This is a genomic window from Paenimyroides baculatum, from assembly GCF_008629655.1.
GTDB lineage: Bacteria > Bacteroidota > Bacteroidia > Flavobacteriales > Flavobacteriaceae > Flavobacterium > Flavobacterium baculatum.
Window position 1 is genome coordinate 1 of record NZ_VWSG01000001.1, and the last position, 20515, is coordinate 20515.

The 20515-nt window shown below is 34.4% G+C and carries 20 protein-coding genes and 1 rRNA gene; 13 read left to right on the forward strand and 8 right to left on the reverse strand.

Going from position 1 to position 20515, the window contains the following annotated elements; all coding sequences use genetic code 11:
- The 4 genes from rrf to F0460_RS00020 all read left to right on the forward strand — a co-directional run.
- Positions 1 to 83, forward strand: a 5S ribosomal RNA gene (rrf, locus tag F0460_RS00005); the annotation flags it as partial.
- Between the two features lie 299 nt (positions 84 to 382).
- Positions 383 to 1498, forward strand: a complete 1116-nt coding sequence (locus F0460_RS00010; RefSeq protein ID WP_150009272.1) for a YARHG domain-containing protein — start codon at positions 383 to 385, stop codon at positions 1496 to 1498.
- Positions 1499 to 1500: 2 nt separating this feature from the next.
- Complete coding sequence (locus tag F0460_RS00015) at positions 1501 to 2208, forward strand: hypothetical protein (protein WP_150009273.1); 708 nt, start codon at positions 1501 to 1503, stop codon at positions 2206 to 2208.
- A gap of 2 nt (positions 2209 to 2210) precedes the next feature.
- Positions 2211 to 3005 carry a class I SAM-dependent methyltransferase gene (locus F0460_RS00020; protein ID WP_150009274.1) on the forward strand — a complete coding sequence of 265 codons (795 nt, stop codon included), beginning with the start codon at positions 2211 to 2213 and terminating at the stop codon, positions 3003 to 3005.
- Between the two features lie 30 nt (positions 3006 to 3035).
- On the opposite strand, the gene F0460_RS00025 is transcribed toward F0460_RS00020, so the two are convergent.
- The gene (locus F0460_RS00025; protein WP_150009275.1) at positions 3036 to 3944 is read right to left on the reverse strand and encodes a DUF808 family protein; all 909 of its coding nucleotides are present in this window, start codon (positions 3942 to 3944) and stop codon (positions 3036 to 3038) included.
- A gap of 109 nt (positions 3945 to 4053) precedes the next feature.
- Between F0460_RS00025 and F0460_RS00030 the strand changes: the two genes are divergently transcribed.
- Both F0460_RS00030 and F0460_RS00035 read left to right on the forward strand, forming a co-directional pair.
- Complete coding sequence (locus tag F0460_RS00030; RefSeq protein ID WP_150009276.1) at positions 4054 to 4611, forward strand: DUF4256 domain-containing protein; 558 nt, start codon at positions 4054 to 4056, stop codon at positions 4609 to 4611.
- A 4-nt stretch (positions 4612 to 4615) separates the two neighbouring features.
- On the forward strand, positions 4616 to 5065 hold the full coding sequence (locus tag F0460_RS00035; protein WP_150009277.1) for a hypothetical protein: 450 nt from the start codon (positions 4616 to 4618) through the stop codon (positions 5063 to 5065).
- A gap of 23 nt (positions 5066 to 5088) precedes the next feature.
- Here F0460_RS00035 and F0460_RS00040 read toward each other — a convergent pair whose 3' ends face one another.
- Together F0460_RS00040 and F0460_RS00045 are read right to left on the reverse strand one after the other, a co-directional pair.
- The gene (locus F0460_RS00040) at positions 5089 to 5862 is read right to left on the reverse strand and encodes a hypothetical protein (RefSeq protein ID WP_150009278.1); all 774 of its coding nucleotides are present in this window, start codon (positions 5860 to 5862) and stop codon (positions 5089 to 5091) included.
- Positions 5863 to 5871: 9 nt separating this feature from the next.
- Positions 5872 to 6360 carry an SRPBCC family protein gene (locus tag F0460_RS00045; protein ID WP_150009279.1) on the reverse strand — a complete coding sequence of 163 codons (489 nt, stop codon included), beginning with the start codon at positions 6358 to 6360 and terminating at the stop codon, positions 5872 to 5874.
- Between the two features lie 86 nt (positions 6361 to 6446).
- Between F0460_RS00045 and F0460_RS00050 the strand changes: the two genes are divergently transcribed.
- Together F0460_RS00050 and F0460_RS00055 are read left to right on the forward strand one after the other, a co-directional pair.
- Entirely contained in the window at positions 6447 to 6980 is a 534-nt protein-coding gene (locus F0460_RS00050; RefSeq protein ID WP_150009280.1) for a Crp/Fnr family transcriptional regulator, read from the forward strand.
- 55 nt (positions 6981 to 7035) lie between these two features.
- A complete protein-coding gene (locus tag F0460_RS00055) occupies positions 7036 to 7581 on the forward strand; it encodes a DinB family protein (RefSeq protein ID WP_150009281.1) in 546 nt (181 codons plus the stop codon).
- Here the strand turns inward: F0460_RS00055 and F0460_RS00060 are convergent.
- The 4 genes from F0460_RS00060 to F0460_RS00075 all read right to left on the reverse strand — a co-directional run bounded on the left by F0460_RS00060 (position 7578) and on the right by F0460_RS00075 (position 11870).
- A complete protein-coding gene (locus F0460_RS00060) occupies positions 7578 to 8300 on the reverse strand; it encodes an MBL fold metallo-hydrolase (protein WP_150009282.1) in 723 nt (240 codons plus the stop codon). The genes F0460_RS00055 and F0460_RS00060 overlap by 4 nt on opposite strands.
- A gap of 22 nt (positions 8301 to 8322) precedes the next feature.
- Entirely contained in the window at positions 8323 to 9600 is a 1278-nt protein-coding gene (locus F0460_RS00065) for a DUF4026 domain-containing protein (RefSeq protein ID WP_150009283.1), read from the reverse strand.
- A 62-nt stretch (positions 9601 to 9662) separates the two neighbouring features.
- Entirely contained in the window at positions 9663 to 10331 is a 669-nt protein-coding gene (locus F0460_RS00070) for a hypothetical protein (RefSeq protein ID WP_150009284.1), read from the reverse strand.
- Positions 10332 to 10379: 48 nt separating this feature from the next.
- Complete coding sequence (locus tag F0460_RS00075; protein WP_150009285.1) at positions 10380 to 11870, reverse strand: aminotransferase-like domain-containing protein; 1491 nt, start codon at positions 11868 to 11870, stop codon at positions 10380 to 10382.
- 77 nt (positions 11871 to 11947) lie between these two features.
- Here F0460_RS00075 and F0460_RS00080 point away from each other — a divergent pair, with 77 nt between their 5' ends.
- Positions 11948 to 13834: a TonB-dependent receptor plug domain-containing protein gene (locus tag F0460_RS00080; protein WP_150009286.1), complete on the forward strand. Its 1887-nt coding sequence runs from the start codon at positions 11948 to 11950 to the stop codon at positions 13832 to 13834.
- Between the two features lie 13 nt (positions 13835 to 13847).
- On the opposite strand, the gene rpe is transcribed toward F0460_RS00080, so the two are convergent.
- Positions 13848 to 14510 (reverse strand): ribulose-phosphate 3-epimerase, encoded by a 663-nt coding sequence (gene rpe, locus F0460_RS00085; RefSeq protein ID WP_150009287.1) that lies wholly within the window; start codon positions 14508 to 14510, stop codon positions 13848 to 13850.
- A gap of 153 nt (positions 14511 to 14663) precedes the next feature.
- Between rpe and F0460_RS00090 the strand changes: the two genes are divergently transcribed.
- From F0460_RS00090 to F0460_RS00105, 4 genes are all read left to right on the forward strand, one after another.
- Positions 14664 to 17102: a TonB-dependent receptor gene (locus tag F0460_RS00090; protein ID WP_150009288.1), complete on the forward strand. Its 2439-nt coding sequence runs from the start codon at positions 14664 to 14666 to the stop codon at positions 17100 to 17102.
- A gap of 3 nt (positions 17103 to 17105) precedes the next feature.
- Positions 17106 to 18449 (forward strand): hypothetical protein, encoded by a 1344-nt coding sequence (locus tag F0460_RS00095; RefSeq protein WP_150009289.1) that lies wholly within the window; start codon positions 17106 to 17108, stop codon positions 18447 to 18449.
- Positions 18450 to 18529: 80 nt separating this feature from the next.
- The gene (locus F0460_RS00100) at positions 18530 to 20005 is read left to right on the forward strand and encodes an ankyrin repeat domain-containing protein (protein WP_150009290.1); all 1476 of its coding nucleotides are present in this window, start codon (positions 18530 to 18532) and stop codon (positions 20003 to 20005) included.
- A 19-nt stretch (positions 20006 to 20024) separates the two neighbouring features.
- Positions 20025 to 20510 (forward strand): DUF2271 domain-containing protein, encoded by a 486-nt coding sequence (locus F0460_RS00105; RefSeq protein ID WP_223810735.1) that lies wholly within the window; start codon positions 20025 to 20027, stop codon positions 20508 to 20510.
- Positions 20511 to 20515 lie beyond the last annotated feature (5 nt).

Consider the following 20515-nt stretch of genomic DNA (forward strand, 5'->3'; position numbering starts at 1 on the left):
CTTCCCATTCCGAACAGAGAAGTTAAGCCCGATTGCGCAGATGGTACTGCATCTTAATGTGGGAGAGTATGTCGCCGCCTTTTTTTATAAACCCCGATCTGAAAAGATCGGGGTTTCTTGTTTTATAATAACCACAGATTGCAAGGATTAATACGGATTTTTTAAGCATAAAATTTTATAATATACAAAATACAGCAAAAATTTAGCTGAAGCCAACTCTACATTATCCGTTACATCGGGCTAAAGCCCGACGCAATTGATCTTAATGCGCCGAAATATAACATCTGTATCTCAATTCTCACTTCAAACCAACACCAAACATCAAACATTCATCAAAAAATTCAACTTTTATCCGTACCTTTCTTTTTAAATTAAACGGCTTATGAAAGGTTTTTTGTTCACACTTCTTATACTATTACAATCAAATATTCTTTTTGCTAATGATGGTGCTTATTTTATGAGCGGAAATCAATTGGTTCCTATAAAAGAATCGAGTGTTCAGGTTCGTAAGGAAATTTTATCTCTAAAACGTGTTCAGAATGATTTTTTAGAAGTAACTGTTGATTATACTTTTTTCAATCCTGAAAAGACATCCAAAACAATCTTGGTGGGGTTTGAAGCTTTCTCTCCGTCTGGTGATGCAGATTTCTATCCAAAGAATGGTCAGCATCCTTATATGAACGATTTCATTGTGAACTTAAATCAAAAGATACTTCCGTACGAAATTTCGTATGTATCAACCGAAGATGCAAAAAAAGAACTTTCCCTCAAGGATATCGAAAACACCATTAAAGAGTTCGATTATGCCGAATTTTACTATGTATATCATTTCAATGCAACGTTTCAACCAGGCGAAAACCGCTTGGTGCATACTTACAAGTTCCGTTTGTCTGGTTCGGTAGATTATCTGTACAATTTTGAATATATTTTAACTGCTGCAAACCGTTGGGCAAACAATAAAATTGACGATTTTACGCTTACTATTGATATGGGTGATTATCAGGATTTTTACATAAATCCTACTTTTTTTAAGTCGGTTGATGAGTGGACTGTAAATGGTATCGGAGAAAAAGTTGATGGTTTCATGAAAGAATACCGTCATTCTAACGGGCAAAATGCTGCTGCTTTTTTTGTTCAGAAGGGCATTGTTCAGTTCAAGAAGAAAAATTTTCATCCTAAAGGAGAATTATTTTTGTTCAATCCACGTTATCTAACCTATCAAGAACCTTTTAGTTTGGATATGTATTTGCCTTTGACTACTGATTCGGATCCGTATTTTGAAGAAGCGACAAATGAAAATGCTTTAAAAGTGCTTCAGAATTTGCCGTATGCGCGAAGAGGTTATATATTTAGCAATGCGGTTTTAAAGAGTTATTACGAAAAAATGCCTTGGTATATTCCGAATAAAGATTATGTGCCGAAGCCAGAAGAATTACAACAAAACGAAATAAAGTGGTTGGCAGATCTTAAAAAGATCAAAATAAAAAGTACGAAGTAAAAATGAATTTTATTAAACAAGTAATTTTGGTTGTTGTAATTGTTCTGCCTTTCATTATGAATGGTCAAAATGCGTACAATCAAAAAAAAGAATATGGTTATAACGGCCCGGTTAAGAAGGTAACGGCTTATATGGTGAATGTTGTGCATTATAATGTGCCAAGCGACACCTTAAATTATTTTGGAAAAAGCACTATGAATTTTACTAAGAACGGCGATATAACCACTTACCACAGATTTTATGATATGCCGAATTATCTGTATAAAAGTAAAGCGGTTTTTTCAGGATCTGGCAAAAATATTTCATACAAAGAGTCAAGTAAAGTAAACGATGCAGCAGAAATCTACATGAATTATAAGTTTGTTTGGATCGATCCGTTGAAATATGAAATTAAACCTTTAAGCGAGAAAGATTCAACCAGTAGATTTATCATTCTTAACCCAGATTTTACGATTGATAAAGTTAATTTTAAGGCTTTGAATTTTGAAAGTGAAGAAAAGGCATTATATCATTACAACAACGAAAATCAGTTGGAAAAGATCGTATATAAAGTAACTTCAACAGAAAAAGATGTTACAACAGTTAAAGACGATGTGCGTGTAATTAAATCGGTTGATGTTTTTAACAACGCCACCGTTATTTATTTTTATGAAAAAGAACACAGTCGGTTTCCAAAATCGGTTGTGTTTAGATATTACGAATATTATTAAATATGAAGAAAGAAGAAAATTATATCGAGATAAACAAGGAATCATGGAACAATAGAACCGATGTTCACATAAAATCTGATTTCTATGATTTGGATGGATTTATGAAAGGAAAATCATCATTAAACTCGATTGAATTAGAATTGTTAGGCGATGTTAGCGAAAAGTCGATCTTGCATTTGCAATGCCATTTTGGTCAGGATACGTTGTCGTTAAGCAGAATGGGAGCAAAAGTTACAGGGATTGATTTATCTGACAAAGCGATAAAAATCGCGAAGGAATTGACAGAAAAGTTAAACGCCGATGCCGAATTTTTTTGTTGTGATTTATATGATTTACCTAATCATTTAAACAAAACGTTCGACATTGTTTTTACAAGTTACGGAACTATTGGTTGGTTACCCGATTTAGACAAATGGGCAGCTGTAGTTTCGAGATTCTTGAAACCTGGAGGAAAGTTTGTGTTTGCTGAATTTCATCCGGTGGTTTGGATGTTCGATGATGCTTTTGAAAAGATCGAATACAATTATTTTAAAAGTGAGGCTATTGAAACATTGGAAGGAAGTTACACTGAAGCAACAACCGATTTAAAGCAGCAATTTATTACGTGGAATCACAGTTTAAGCGAAGTTTTAAGTAGTTTGTTAAAACAAGGATTACAGATAAATTCGTTTAACGAATACGATTATTCGCCTTACAACTGCTTTGAAAAGACAATAGAATTTGAACCCAATAAGTTTAGAATTGAGCATTTGGGAAACAATATTCCAATGGTTTATTCTTTAACGGCAACCAAATAAAAAGAGGATCAAAATGATCCTCTTATATTTTTAATGACTTACTTTTTTAGTAAATATCTTTTTATAAGCTGTAACCAGTAAAACTACAATTAAGCCGGCAACAATACCGTACAAGAATTGCTTTGGCATTTCAGGTACATTTGGTAACAAATGATGTAGATACGCTATGTTATGATCAAAAATACCACCCGAAACCAATAGTAAAGCCAACGTTCCAATAACTGCTAAAGCTTTAATTACCAACGGAAGCGCTTTAATCAATAAGTTTCCAACCGTAGCTAAAATTCCCTTTTCATTTTTCGATTTTTTTATCAGTTTGTAACCCGCATCGTCCATACGAACAATTAACGCTACAATTCCGTAAACACCAACCGTTGCAATAATCGCTACTATAGAAACCGTAACAATTTCAACCAAAAGCGGATTAAACTGCGATTTTAACGCTTCGTAACTCGTTTTAGCAGCAGCAAGCGCAATAATCACAATTTCTAATGATAGAATAAAGTCGGTTGTAACAGCCGATTTAATCTTGGCTTTTTCTACAGCCTCGCCGTCTTCGTTAACTTCCGTAGCTTCCTCAATAACTTCAACGCCCTTTTTTTCTCTGTGAAATAAAAACTCCACAATTTTTTCTACACCTTCGTAAGCCAGATAAAATCCACCGATAATTAAAATAATAGTGATTGCCGGCGAATACAGCCATTCTAACAAGAAAACGAAAGGAACAATGATAAGTTTGTTGATGAACGAACCTTTCATGATTTTCATTAATACGGGAATTTCTCTCGATGAAAGAAAACCTGTTGCTTTTTCAGCATTCACAGCAAGGTCGTCACCTAAAATTCCAGCTGTTTTTTGCGTCGCAATTTTACTTGTAACCGCAACATCGTCCATTAAAGCTGCGATGTCGTCTAAAATTGCAAAAAAACCTGATGCCATATCTATTTAAAATTTTTCAAATGTAAAAATATAAATTTATCTTTAGGTTTATTTTTTTAATTCGTTATCAAAATAAAAAGGATTTCATACAATCGGCAAAAATAAAACTATGAAAAGTAAATTATCACCAGAAGAACAGTCAAGTTTATTAGATACATTAAAAAAGCGTTTTGCAAAGAATATGCACCGTCATAAAAATATCGATTGGAAAGATGTTCAGTCGAAATTAGAGGAAAATCCTTCGAAAATTGATGTGTTATTTAAGATGGAAGAAACCGGAGGCGAACCTGATGTGGTTGTTTTTGATGAAAAATCGAACGAACTTATTTTTTGTGATTGTGCTATCGAAAGCCCGAAAGGTCGTCGCAGTTTTTGTTACGATCGACCGGCTTTAGATGCGAGAAAAGAGCATAAACCTGCGAACAGTGCTATTGATGCAGCGAATGAAATCGGAATTAAGTTGTTGAACGAAGAAGAATATCGCGCTTTGCAATCTTTAGAAGCTTTTGATAATAAAACATCGAGTTGGATTGAAACTCCGAAGAAAATTCGAGATTTAGATGGTGCTTTGTTCGGCGATTTTAGATATGATACCGTGTTTTTTTATCACAACGGCGCATCATCGTACTATGCAGCACGAGGTTTTCGCGGATTGCTAAAGATTTAATGATATGAAAAATAGTATTTTTCTTTTTGTTTTAGTGTTGCTTTCCAGCTGTTGTTCATCAATATCGGATAAAAACAAAAAAACAGCTGCTGATTCTGCCGATGTAAGCAAAGAGGTTTCTGATTTTCGAAAGAATTACGGAAAAGAAATTTATTACAATTACAGCGGTGAATTTAATTATAGTCAAAAGTATTTAGAGGAACTTTATCTGAAAGTGGAATATTACGTTGCAAATTCTAAAAACGAACTACTTAAAAATATCATTGCTAATAAAAACAGATTAGAATATTCAGTTGAACAGCAACGGAGAGACGAAAAGGAGTACACCGTTTTAGGAATTGGAACGGTAACAGAAGGCAGAATTACCAAAGCTCAATGGCTTTTTTACGATGCTGAAAATAATATTTTGTACGAATACGATTTACCTAATGATGAGTTGGTAATATTTGAATAAAAAACTCGCTATAAAAGCGAGTTTTATTTTTTAGGAATACCAATGGTATAAATTACAAATCCCATTTTAGCTTTCTTTTTTTCGATCTGCCAATGGAAATTCTCATTGTTTTCAACTGATTTTATAAGTTGTTGCATTTCATCAACAGAATAAGTTCGAAGGCTTGACACCACTCCGTCCCATAAAACAATGATCGGAATAATTGGAATGATGTACGTAAAAAGCAATCGAAGCAAACTAAACGGTTTTATAAATGGTGTTGTGAGTAAAACACTGATAGGCGATAACAACATGGCAATGATGCTTGGAATTGATCGCTCTTGAATTTCGAAAATACTAATTGGCTGGTTGCTGTTTACCGCGTTTTGCAATATTTCTATTCCTTGTTCTGGTTTAAAATGGTGGAACGATAAAAACATAGTTCTAAAACCTTTCAGTGTTTCGGGAACGTTTGTTGCATTTACTGGTTGGTTGTTATACGTGAAATAAAGCAACGATTTTGCAGCGTTATTAAAAGCAGTTTCGTTAGGATATAAGTCGGTTAAGACTATTTTTAAATCACTGTTTTCTTTTTTAAGTTCGGTTGCCAACCACAATAATCCGCCACCGCTTCCTGAACCCAAATCAATGATTTTTGTAGAATTTGTCTGTTTTAATGCCTGATTGATTTCCGGAATAACAGACTCATATACTTTGGCTTTGTTCGATAAAAACTGAAGAAAATCGGTTACGTAATTTCTTAAAAAAGATGGAAACCATGTTTGATTTTCAAACTCAAAAAGATGTATTCTTTTCATGATTCAAGTTTATCTTTCTTCCAACAAAACCCTTAAACTTTCCAAAGTTGCTTCAAAACCTTCTTTAAAGCCCATATTAATCAGTTTTTTTAGATCTTCTAAAGATATCTGTTTCACTACAATTTTAAGCTGGGTTGAATTATTGTGTTCGGTAAAATCCAGCTTCCATTCCGATGTTGGCAAATCAGAATTAATCACTCCGTTTTCATCACAAAAAGCATCGGTAAGTCCAAAACTATTGTTCTCTGAAATATTTTTATACGTAGTTATTGCCCAGTGTTCTTCGTTTTCCGGACCAACCATTGCATACAGCCATTCGCCGCCGTTTGTGAAATTTTGACGTTTACTTCTGCATTTCCAAGGCTTTGGCGCCCACCATTTGTCTAAAGTTTCGTGATTTGTAAAAGCGTCCCAAACTTTTTCTAGGGGAGCCTTAAATGTTCTGTTTATTGTAACAGACAAATTTTCTTCGTTAACAATAAAGGTGTTCGTTTCCATAGCTCATTCATTTAAAAGTATCTATAAATTTAATAAATTTTTATAATTGTATGGTTTTAAGTACTTTTAATTTACAAATCTAGAACATGAAAGTTACCGACCTTTATAATTTATTCGAAGCAAATAATTTGTTTACTAAAGAGCTTCGTTTAGATAGAAACGAATATTTATCGACAAGTGGAGCAATTGATACCGATATTTATTTTATTAAGGAAGGAAGCCTGAAAATTTATGTTGTTAACGATGACGAAGAGCAGATTATACGATTTGGATATCAAAACAATATTATCGCTTCGTTAGATTCTTTTTTGTCTGAAAAACCTTCTGATTTCTACATTCAGGCAATTAAAAAAACGACTGTGAAAATTATTTCTAAAGCAGATTTTATGGCATTTTTAAATTCAGATCCCGGTTATTTAAAGTTGTGGATTACTATTTTAGAAGACATGGTTTTACAGCAGATGGAACGCGAAAAAGATCTGTTGATCACATCGCCCAAAGAACGATACCAACGCGCTTTAAAGAGAAGTCCGCAGCTTTTTCAGGAAATTCCCAACAAACACATTGCAAGCTATTTACGAATGAAACCTGAAACATTGTCGCGTTTGAAAAAATCTTGATTTTGATCAATTTTTAATGATTTACAAAGTTGGATATTTGCTTAAAATTAGAACAATGACAATTTCAACCGAAAACCTACTAAACGAATTAGTTGAACTTACAAAAGAGCATTTAGCGTTTGCCGAAGGTTTGCTATTAAAAACCGATGCAGAATTAAACAAAAGAATGACCAACGAAAGCTGGAGCGTTTTAGAATGTTTGGAGCATTTGAATTTGTACGGAAATTTTTATCTGCTCGAAATTAAAAATCGCATTGAAACATCAACTACCAAAGCTACAACAGAATTTAAAAGTGGTTGGTTGGGGAATTATTTTGCGCAAAGTATGCTACCAAAAGAAAATCTGAATAAAATGAAGGCGTTTAAATCTATGAATCCAATTCACAGCAGTTTGTCTAAAAATACGGTTATGATTTTTATAAATCAGCAAAAGCAGTTGTTAGATTTGTTAAATGCAAGTAGAAACGTGAATCTTAATAAAGTTAAAACAAGCATCAGCATAACTACATTTATAAAATTGAAGTTGGGCGATACGTTTAAATTTTTAATTTATCACAACAAAAGACACGTAGTTCAGGCGCAAAAAGTGCTTGCTAATTAAAACTGTACTATCGGATTTTTTAAATCGTGATAAAATAAAACCTGCCAATTTTCAGCTTCAGCCTGTTCTTTCCAAATTTTGCGAAATTCCATGGCTTTGTGCCCGTCGTAATCTGTTTTGTAGGCAATAGATCTTTTTAAATAACCGGTTGTAGGCAAATCATCTGCTCCGTAAAAAATTGTGGAAGTATTTTCTTTTATCCAAAAAACCTGATGAAATTTAGAATGCCCAGCCGTTACCTTAAAAGTAATTTCGGGTGTTATTTCTCCTTCATCATCATGCAACCAAACAATGTTTGATAGATTTTGTAATTCATTTAACAACGGAATATTGTACGAAGGATTTTCGGTTTGTTGCAAGGCAAAATCGTATTCGCGTTTTTGAATGTAAATTGCTACATCGGAAAAATTCTGAACAAATTCGTTTTCTTTAAAATATCCCAAACCATCGGCATGATCTTTATGCAGGTGTGAAAGCAGAATTTTTGTAATGTTGTTCGGATTTATATTTTGATCTTTCAATCGTTTTAAAATAACAGGTTGGTTATCTTCTAAAAATCCCAAGCCAAGATCAAGCAGAATGGTATCAGAACCAAGAGTAATTAAAAAAGGCTGAATGGCAAGTTTAATGTTTGTGCTTTCGTCATTCGGCTTTAAATATTCAAAATTTTTACGTTTATCTACTTTAAAGTCGCCTTGTTTAATTACTGTAAGTTCCATTTTTTTATTGTTTTTGAAAGTATTACGTGAATAATTCGTAAATACTGTCGGGTGTATAATTCTTTTCAGGTCCGTAAATCAGCCAGTCTGTAAGATGTCCAATCGGTAAAACCAACGCATCGTTCTGGTTGTATTTTTCAATCTGATACGGCTGATTCAGTAAAATTACATTCATTGTATCGTCGTCATTAATATCGGTCACATCAAACCACAAATGTTCGTTGCCTTCGCCTTCATCAATAGGTAATCCTAATTTTACAAGAAAACGCCAGTTTTCCTCGCCGTTGTATTGCTTAAAAACTTTTTTGTAATAATGATACTGTTCGTAAGCCAATGCAGACATACGTTCGGTTTCTTCGTTCTTAATAAAATATACCGGATTTTCTTTTAAATCTTCTGCCAATACATCCGGCGGATAAAGTTCGTCATTTTCAATTAAAAACACGATTCCCGACGGGCCATAATTTTCTTCTTCCGGAGATCGTTCTTGCAAACCGCCCGGAATTTCGGCAGGATATTGCCCAACCATTTCTTCCCAACGAACCCAAGTGAAATTTAAATCGTAACCAATATATCCAATGTTAAAAGGATCGTTTTCGTTTGCCGGTTCATAAATAAATTTAGTAACCATGGCATCTAACAGTCCGTTTAGTTCGTTCACGCCGTTTTTAATATCGATCATTTCCAGTTCAACCGATCCACAACGATGCAAACCATGCGTGTGTAACCAATAAACTTTTTCGCCATCAACTTCGTCAAAAACTCCGTGAATGGTGTAAATGTAATGTGGCGACGGCGGTGTGATCAATTTTGACGAAAACACAGCCCACTGACCAGAAAGTAAACGTGCCGGCATAAAATCGACCAAAACGGTTGGGTTAGGAATTAATGCTGTTAGCACTTTTAGCTGTAAATGAAAACTTTCTAAAATATTTGTGGAAAAATACATAGAAGATTCCAAATAAAACGATTCGGATTTTGCTAGCTGCACATCATTTTCATCGATATAGTTAATGCGGGCGTAATTGTCCAGATCTAAAACATTGCTTTCAACCACAAACAAATTAATGTCGTACGGCAGTTGCTTGTAGATAATGTTTAAAAGGAATTGTTTTTTTAAGGAAGGATTTTCCGTATCGACACCAACTTCTTCAAAACTTACCACTTCAAAGTCTTTTACTTGTTTTAGCTGGTTCTGAAAATGATCGAACGTAAAATTTGTGGAATTGTTTCGCCCGAAAATGCCCATTTCTGACGCTAAACGCAGTCCTTCTTCTGCAATTTGTTCATATAAACCCATATCAATTTTAATTAGTTATTTTAAAGATACTAATTTTTTATCGATGTATTTTACCTTGATTTTTATTTGACGGATTTTTTTGCAGGAAGAAATTCGGCTCGAATCCTGCCAAAATTCCCTTGAATATGAACTGCGTTTTTGTTGTGCATTATATACAAATCATTTTCTTGGGGAGGAAATTTACCTTCTTCTTCTACAGGTAATTCATTGTATTTGGCAATTTTGTATAATTGATTGTTGCTTAAAAAGTAGTTGTATGTTTTGTCGGTTTTAATCAGATTTAAATTTTTATCAAACCACTGATTTTCTTCATAAATTACAAAAAGGGCTTTGTTGTAAACCGTTTTCTTTTTTATTAAATGTTCCATTACGCCGTAATAATCGTAGGTTTCGGTAAGTGTACTGTCTGTTTCTGTGTAGCTATAATTTCTTTCGTAAAACCCGTCTTTCTTCCTATAATAATCTTTAATGGACTCACTTTCTATCCTTGTCCAGTTTTTAGGTCGATCAAAATATGTGTTCAAATTGATAGTTTTAAAAAGAATGTCGTCTTTATAAAGTTTCAACGAATCGTATCCTTTAAAATCAAGATATTTATTGGTTTTAAAAACCTCCATGGCAATTTCTGTAAAAATACGAACGGTATCTTTTGAAGGATCATAAATAGCAATATCCTGCGCAACGGCTTTTAAATTTAGAACGATAAAAAACAGTATAAAAATACGTTTCATGAGTGTTTTTATATTTTCGATTGACTTATAAATATAATAAATCTTCAGTTATTTTACAGTTAAATCATCATAAGCTTTTTTAAGCATTTGAATGGTATGATTGATTTCTTCCAGATTCAAATGACCAAATCCCAAACGAATTCCGCACATGTTTTTGGTTTGATACAGCAAGTGTTTTGGCAACGTAACATTGTATTTTGAAACTTGATCTGACAGTTTTACCAAAGAAATAGGCTTGTTGAATTGAATAAACAGAGCCAGACCACCGTTAGGTTTGTTAAAAGTAATTAAATCGCCAAACGTATTTTTTAAAGCTTCGCACATGGTATCGCGCCGAGCTTTGTACAGTAAGATTTTCTTTTTAACCTGCCGATGCATTTCGCCTTCGTGAATTACTTCTGCCAAAATCTGCTCTTTGATTAAATCGCCCTGCGGATCAATCATTCGGTAATAATTTTTAACTTCGGTAATTAAATTTTCGGGCGCCACGATAAAACCGGTTTCAAAAGCAGGAAACAACGCCTGACCAACTTTTCCCAGATAAATAATCAGTCCGTTGGTATCGGCGCTTGCCATTGGGGGCATGGGCGTGGCATCAAACTGAAAATCGAAATCGAAATCGTCTTCAATAATGGCGAAACCATATTCTTTAGCTAATTGCATCAACTGTAATCTGCGTTGCGCACTTAAACTGTTCGTAGTAGGGTAGTGGCGTTGCGGCGTGCAATACACACAGCGGATACTGTTTTTTGTGAAGTTTTTTTTAATGAACGAAACATCTAATCCGTTTTCATCAATAGGGATGGTTTTTATGTTTGCTTTTGCCTGATGAAAAATCATGTTGGCAGCAAAATTACTTACATTCCCCACCAAAACAACATCATTTGGTTTTAACAACAGTTGCGCTACCAAATACAAATTCATTTCGGTGCTGCGAGTGGTTAGCAGGTTTTTTGGTGCAATGTGTAAGTTGCGCGTCGCATTTAAATAATTGCACAATTGCGTGCTTAAAAACGATGATTGATCAAACAAAAAAGTATTCCATTTTTTTATGACCGATGTACGCTTTAAAACCGCATTGTACCAACGATTGTATTGTTTGTCGGTATGCAGGCGAATATCGGTTTGTCCGTCGTTAAAGGTATAAATGGTTTCAACTTTTTCATAAGGCGATGCCAAATGTGCACTTTCGTAAAAATGAAAACCGGTTTTGGTTGGATATTCTTCGTTTTTCAGTTCATTAAAATTGCCAACAATCGGTTTTTGTCTGATCGGATTTAAAACAAAAGTACCTTTATTCGGAACAATTTCTACCCAACCTTGCGAAGCCAGCTCATCGTAAACAGCAACTGCCGTATTTCGGTGGATCTTAAGCAAATTGCTTAAACTGCGAGTCCCGGGTAATAAGGTTCCTACCGAAAAATAGCCGCGCTGAACCGCATTAATAATGTGCTGCGCAATTTGTACATAAACTGCTGCGGTGTTGTTTTTATCAATCGTGATAATATTTTGCAAGATATCTTCAGCCGGACTATTCATTGTTTTAAAAGCGGACTATTTAAATCGTCCGGTAAGTTACGACTTTTGCACTGTTTTATTAAAAAATAAATTTTAAAATGAAGAATAAATACGTTTTGTTGGCTTTGCTTGTTGTTCCTTTTGTGGGAAAAGCGCAGGTTACAAATGATTCAATAGCTGAATTGGATGAGTTGATCATTCACGAAAACCGCATGCAGATACCTTTTCAACAATCAACAAGAAATATTCAGGTTATAACAAAAGAAGATATCAAAAAACTGCCGGTTTCATCGATAAATGAAGTACTGACTTATGTAAGCGGAGTTGATATTCGTCAACGTGGTCCGTTTGGTTCGCAGGCAGATATCAGTATCGACGGTGGATCGTTCGAGCAAACTATGGTATTGTGGAACGGTGTTAAAATGGGCGATGCACAAACGGCGCATCACTCTATGAACCTGCCCATTCCTTTGGAAGCTATTGAACGAATCGAAGTTTTAAAAGGTCCGGCTGCACGTATTTACGGAATCAACGCTTTAACCGGTGCTATAAATATTGTTACAAAAACGCAGACTAACGACTTTTTGCAACTGCACGCGTACGGCGGAAGTTCGTTTAAAGATAAAGATGCTGGCGATGGTAACGGAATGTATGCAGGTGGCGGTTTGCAGGCAACGGCAGGTATCAATACCGGAAAAGTGAATCATTTGGTAAGCATTGGTAAAGAAGAAACCAACGGGCAACGTTACAATACAGCGGCAAAAAACTTGAAAACCATGTATCAGGGAAATGTTGCCTTGAATGATAATAATTCGGTAAACTGGATGGGTGGCTATTTGGATAACGAATTTGGTGCTAACGGATATTATGCGGCTCCGCATGATAAGGAATCGTACGAAATTGTACAAACTTTAATGTTAAGTGTTGGCAGTAACCACCGAATTACAGATAACTTAACCATTAAACCACGCATTAGCAACCGTTACAACGAAGATGATTACCGTTTTTACCGCAACGATTTAAGCAGAGCGCGTTCGTTACATTATTCCAATGCGTTTATGTTTGAATTGAACGGAGTTTATACATCAACGGTCGGAGATTTTGGTGTGGGATACGAAATGCGTTTGGAAGATATTAACAGTTCTAACCTTGGCGAACACGACCGTAAAAATCATGGTTGGTTTGCAGAATATAAAAATACTTTTTTCGAGAAATTACTCGTGAATGTTGGTGCTTACTGGAATTATAATACCGATTACGGTTTTCAATGGTATCCGGGTGCCGATGTGGCTTATCTGTTGAATAATGATTGGAAAGTTCAGGCGAGTATTGGCAGTAGTCAGCGTATTCCGTCGTTTACCGATTTGTATGTAAATCAAAGACCAGGAAACATTGGAAATCCTGATTTAAAACCCGAAGCAGCTTGGCAGTACGAAGTTGGAGTAAATTATACCAAACAAAACAAGCGATTTGCTGCGAGTGTTTTTGAACGTAATATTTCTGATTTTATTGATTGGACAAGAATTTCTACCGATGTTCCGTACCAACCACAGAATTTAGGAGATCAGGTAATGCGCGGGTTGAATGTTCGATACAATCAGGATATTCAGATTGCTATGAATCAAAAATTAGGATATTCGTTAAGCTATCAATATTTAAGTCCGAAAAAACAAGATTCTGCAAGCGAAATCATTTCAAAATACACTATCGAAAGTTTAAAACAACAGGCAATTGTAGGAATTAACTATAGTATAAATGATTTTGGAATGCAGTTTCAAAACCGATATTTAAAACGTGAATTGAACGATGGTTATTTTGTATCAGATTTACGATTGATGTATCAGTTTCCATCATTTCAAATTTATACGCAGGCAACCAATATATTCAACAGTACGTATAAGGAAGTTGCTGCTGTACCTATGCCAAGCCGTTGGATACAGTTAGGTGTAAACTACCGTTTAAATTTAAAAAAGACTTCCGAATAGGAAGTCTTTTTTGTTATATAGCAGTAATGTTTTTTAAGTTTTCTATTGTTGCAATCGGATCTTGTGCCGTGAACACAAAACTGCCCGCAACTAAAACATCTGCACCCGCTTTTACCAAATCTGCAGCGTTTTTATCGGTAACACCACCATCAATTTCAATTAAAGTAGTAGCATTGTTTCTAACAATAATTTCTTTAAGCTGCTGAACTTTTTTATACGTATTTTCAATGAATGATTGTCCGCCAAAACCAGGATTCACGCTCATAATACAAACCAAATCAATGTCGTTAATTACATCTTCTAACAAAGCAACATTTGTGTGCGGATTAATAGCAACACCTGCTTTCATGTCAGCTGCTTTAATAGCTTGTAAAGATCTGTGCAAATGCGTGCATGCTTCGTAATGAACCGTTAAAACATCTGCACCTAAATTTTTAAAAGTTTCAATGTATCGGTCAGGATCAACAATCATTAAATGTACATCGATTGTTTTTTTTGCGTGTTTGTTAATAGCAGCCAAAACCGGCATTCCAAAAGATATATTTGGTACAAAAACACCGTCCATGATATCGATATGAAACCAATCGGCAGCGCTGTTGTTAATCATTTCTACATCGCGTTGTAAGTTTGCAAAATCGGCAGCTAAAACCGACGGAGCAATTAGCGTATTTTTCATTGTTGTGTGTTGTTTATGCAAAGATACAAACTAAAATGTATTTTTTAGATTAGAAATAGTAGGTTAAAATAATCATAAAAAAATATATTATTTTTATTTGGATTTTGTCTAAATAAAAATAACTTTGCAAACAGAAATCGCAAAAATGCCCTTATGCGCCCTTATTTATTGCTTAGTTTTCTTTTTTTATATCAGTTTGTAAATGCCCAATACAAGATTTCGGGATTTATTTATGACGAAAACAACTCACTTCTTACAAACACTGAAGTTTTATTGATTAAAGATCAAACAACCAAATCTGTCAAGTCAGATCAATTAGGAAAGTATCAGTTTACAAATTTATCGAACGGTGAATATCAGTTAATATTAAAGAGAGATACTCGCAAAGAAGCATTTAGTATTACGGTTGAAGATCAAGATCAGGTAGTAGACATAGGCTTTGATTCATTAACTGAAAATGAATCAGTTTTGGATGATTTGGTTATAAACATAGAATCGGTAAAATCTAAATTAGAAAAAGAAGGTTTTGCTATGAATGTTATTGAAACTAAAGACGCAGCATTAAGAAATATTCAAACCAATGAATTATTAGATAGGTCGGTAGGTGTGCGTGTGCGTCAAAACGGTGGTTTAGGTGCTGCGGTAGAATATAATTTAAACGGAATGACAGGAAATTCGGTTCGTATTTTTATCGATGGATTACCTTTATCAACCTACGGATCATCTTTCGATTTAAATAGTATTCCGCCAGCTTTAATAGAACGTATTGAGGTTTACAAAGGGGTAGTTCCTATTCATCTATCAGATGATGCTTTGGGTGGCGCTATAAATGTTGTGCTTAAAAAAGGGATTCGAAACTCGCTTAACGGCTCATTATCTTATGGATCGTTCAACACGTTTCAAGCTAATTATGGTGGTATGTTTCGCAATGATAAAAACAGATTAACCTTTAAAACTTCGGGTTTTCATAATTCATCAGACAATGATTATAAAATATGGGGAAAGTTTGCTAGAAACATTTTACCAGATGGTACTTATGAATATGTTAAAGCACGGAGATTTAATGATGCTTATAGATCAACCGGTTTAAGAGCGGAAATTGGTTTTACCGATGTTAAATGGGCAGATAATTTCTTTGTAGGTTTTAATATATCCGACGCATATAACCAAATACAGCACGGTGTGTATATGACAGTGCCTTATAAAGGTAGATACACTGAAAGCGAAGCAAAAGTTGGACTTTTAAACTATCAAAAGAAGAATTTATTTGTACAAGGTTTAAATTTTGATGTAAATGGAATGATTAGTGAACGTGATCAGTTAGTAAGTGATGCCGTTTCGTACAGATACAATTGGTACGGGCAAATTGTAAAAGGCTTAAAAGGCGAAGATTTACGAACTACAGGTGGTGCACAACAAGGTGCACCAACGTTAAATAATATTACCCGAAATATAAAAACTTTACGTACGGGGTTAAGTTATGAGTTTATTGATAATCATAAATTGTTTATTAACCATGTAGTATACGATGTTGATAGAACCGATGAAGATCAGTTAAAACCAATTGCACAAAGACTTTATGCAACATCAAACACCTTACAAAAGAATATTACATCTTTTGCATACGATTTTAAAGCTTTTGATGAAAAACTGAAAGTAAATGCTTTTGTAAAGTTATACGAACAAAAAATTAAGCAAATTCAACCAACCGCACAAATGGTTAATGGACAAGCTATTAAGGTTGATGTTGAACGAACCAATACTACCAATACCACAGGTTATGGTTTAGCATCGTCTTACTTATTATCACCATCTATAGTTGTTTTGTTTTCTGCAGAACGGGCGTTAAGATTGCCATCAGAGGGTGAGATTTTTGGCGATCCTAGCGAAAATATGGTATCTAACACCGGCATAAAACCAGAAATGAGTGAGAATTTTAACTTAGGTTTAAAATTTGGCGATTATAAAATAAATAACCATAAATTCTCTATTTCAGGGAATGGTTTTATTCGCAATGTAAAAGATAAAATTGTTAGAAAAGTAGATAATAAAATAAACGAAGCTTTACAATCGGCACCTTTCGAGAATTTAGGAAAAGTTAGTGCTATTGGTTTTGAAGCTGAAGTTATGTATGCTTATAATGATAAGTTAACATTTCATGTTAATTTATCGCATTTTAGATCTTTATATAAATTGCAGTTCGATCCAAATGGTAAAATTTACGATCATTACAATCAGCAATTACCAAACGAGCCTTTTTTTACAGCAAACGCCAATATTCAATATCAATTTAAAAATATCATACAGAAAGAAAGTAGATTGTTTTTAAATTATGCTTTTGGTTTTGTTGATAGTTTTTATACCATTTGGCAACAAAATGTATCAAATAAACAAGCGCTTTTAGACGAAGCCGAAACGCCACAACAATTTATTCACGATTTAGGTTTAACCTATACTTTTCCTAACAAGCAGTTTGTTTTAAGTTTTGATGCTAAGAATGTTTTTAACAATCAAGCATTTGACAATTTTGCGGTTCAAAAACCAGGTCGTGCCTTCTATTTTAAAATCAATTATACATTTAATAAATTATAAATCATGAAAAAAAGGATTTTAAATTTCGTTTCATTAAGTTTAATAACGTCAGCGTTATTTTTTGGAAGCTGTTCAGATGATACAGTAGAACCAGTTGTTAACCCAGAAGAACCAATTAAGGTTGATGATCGTTGGATAACTTTAGCAGGAGCTAAAATGGGCGATAATCCTGGCGATGGTAATGGTGGTACTGTAGTATATTCAATTTCATTAACAAATGCTAAAAACCCAGATTATGAGGTTTCAATTTACGATAATGGTTTTGGCGTACATTCTAGCAGAACGGCTCGTTTACAATCTTCAGAAGACGGGAAGTTTTTATTTAATATACAATATACAGGAGTCGATGGTGGTCAGTTAGATAAATACAATGTAGCTGGTGGTAATGCTTTTGGATATTTAAAGGGAGCGAATGCTTCACAATATGTTGGAACATCGCCACGTTGGGTAAAATTATTCGATGGTGACAAAACAGGTGTTGCAGTTAATGTTACAGCACCAACTGCTAATAACGTTGTTAATGGTACTGTTGATAACACTATACCTTTTAAATATTACAGAGGTAAAGCAACCGTTTTATCGTTAGATTTAGAAAACACGTCGATAAAAACATACGAAACGTATGAATTGCCTTTAACTGCACAAGAAGAATTAGCAGGGCACCATATATTTCGTTTAGATTCTCCGGTACTTAATAAAGCAGGTAATAAATTAATTGTTGGTACGTGGATGCGTCAAACAAATCCGGCAACAGGTACTAACCGTTTTATAAACGGTCGTTTAGGAACAAAATCGTTAGTAGTTGATTATCCTTCGTTAAAAAATCCTACATTAATTACATCTACTGTTGATGATGGTGATACAAGCGGATATCGCAGTTTTAATGCGTTTGTTGCTAACGATGGTAATATTTATCAAGCTACACAGCGCGGTACAAAAGGTTCTCATATCTTAAAAATTGGTCAAAACAATCAATATGATAATTCGTATGTATTCAGTTTAGATAGTGCTTTAGGTGTTACAGGTTCTTATGTTGATGCATGGAGATATGCTGGTGATGGTATTGCTTACGTTATGTACAATCATAAAGGGGCAGAAGAGCAAGGTTTTGTTGCTCGTGTAGATTTAAATTCAAAAACAGCTACAAGAGTAGAATTACCGTACGAGGCTGGTTTAGATTTTGGTCAATATCAAGGTTTTGTTGTTAATGGCGACGAAGTTTTAATTGCTGTAACACCGGTGGGTAAAGATGGTAATATTTACATCTTAAACAGTAAAACAGGTACGGTGACTAAAGGTGCTAAATTAAAAAATAAAGCAGGTAACCATTATATAGGTGTTTATTAATATTGTTATTTTTACACGTTGTGCATTTTGACTCCTCAAAATGCACAACGTATTTATTTTACTAACTATTAATTATTGTAATGAAAAAATATATAATAGCAGCTTTACTGCTTTCTGGATTTTTTGTAAACGCACAGAATTCTTTATTAAATTCAGATTTTTGGAAAAGCACGCCCGATTTGGCATCGGTTAAAACAGAAATATCAAAAGGAAACAATCCGGCGGAAGCAAATCGTGGAAATCACGATGTTGCAAGTATCGCCATCAATAATAACGCTCCATTAGAAACAATTATCTATCTAATTGAACAACCAGGAAACAGCATCAGTAAAAATACGCACGATGGTAGAATTTATCTACATTGGGCAGCAAGTAAAGGCAATGCCGAACTAGTGAAATATCTTTTAGAAAAAGGATCAGATATTAATAGAACTGACGATAAAGGTGCAACCCCGATTTCTTTTGCTGCCGGAAACGGACAAACCAACACGGCTGTTTACGATTTGTTGTTTAAGGCAGGAAATAATCCTAAACAAAAATTCCAGAACGGAGCTAATTTATTGTTGCTTTATATAGCTTATGATAAAGATTTAAAGCTATCCGAATATTTTACAACTAAAGGTTTGTCGTTAAAAGATACCGATGATAATGGCAGCACCGCTTTTGATTACGCTGCAAAAACGGGCGATGTTGCTTTACTTAAAACGCTTGCACAAAAAGGTGTTAAACCAACAAATCAAGCATTAATTTTTGCATCACAAGGGACGCGTTGGTCTGCTGTTACTTTAGAAACTTTTAAATATTTGGTTGAAGATATTAAAATCAAACCAAATGCTACCGGCGATAAAGGCGAAAACGTGCTTCATAATCTGGTTCGCAAAAAAGATCAAAATGATATCATCACTTATTTTATCGATAAAGGTACAAACGTAAATCAGGCAGATAAAGACGGAAACATTGTTTTAATGGAAGCCGTTCGTAACAACGATCAAAGTGTTGTAAAATTGATCCTTAAAAACACAAAAAACATCGATCAGGTAAATGCCAAAGGAACATCGGCATTGGCTCAGGCAATTGCTTACGGTTCGCCGGAGACGGTTTCGCTTTTAATCGATAAAAAAGCAAATGTTCAGGTGGCTGATAAAGACGGAAACAATTTGGCGGCTTATTTAATTCAGTCGTATCAACCTTTAAGAGAAGGTCAAAAAAATGATTTTGCCGAAAAATTAGCCATTATTAAAAACGCAGGTGTTAATTTTGATGCATCGCAGCACGAAGGTAATTCACTGTATCATTTAGCCGTTGTAAAAAACGATGTTAACCTGTTAAAGCAGTTAGAAAGTTTGAACATAAATCTGAATGTTGAAAATAAGGAAGGAATGACCGCGCTTCACAAAGCTGCTTTGGTTGCGAAAGATGATACGATTTTAAAATACCTGATTGCTAAAGGTGCAAAGAAAGATATTTTGACGGAATTTGATGAAAGTGCCTACGATTTGGCAAAAGAAAACGAAACACTTTTAGAAAATAAAGTATCGTTAGATTTTTTAAAGTAATTTATTAAACCATAGTAAAATGAAAATACTGACTAAAATACAGGCATTCACCATTTTTATATTCCTGTTTTCTTTATCGGCTGTTGCACAAAATTCAAAATACAAATGCATGTTGCAAATGACCAATTACAAAGGGTTGGAAGCTTATGTGGTTGTATCGTTGATTGATGCTAAAGGCAAATACGAGAAAACGCTTTACGTAATGGGAACCGATAAACAATGGTACAACGGTTTTAAAGATTGGTACAAAAACCAGTCAAAAAAGAACGAAAAGTTAAGTGCCGTTACCGGCGCATCAGTTGCAGCGGGTGATCGCAGCATTACGACATTTACTATTGACGAATCTAAAATGAGCAAAGGCTACAAATTGCGTTTTGAAACCGCTGTGGAAGATCAGAAATATTTCGCTGCCGATGTTGAAATTCCGTTGACTACCGAGGCAATTACGCAAAAAACCGATGGCAAAGGATACATTCGTTACGTAAAATTAAACAAAGTTCAATAGTACAT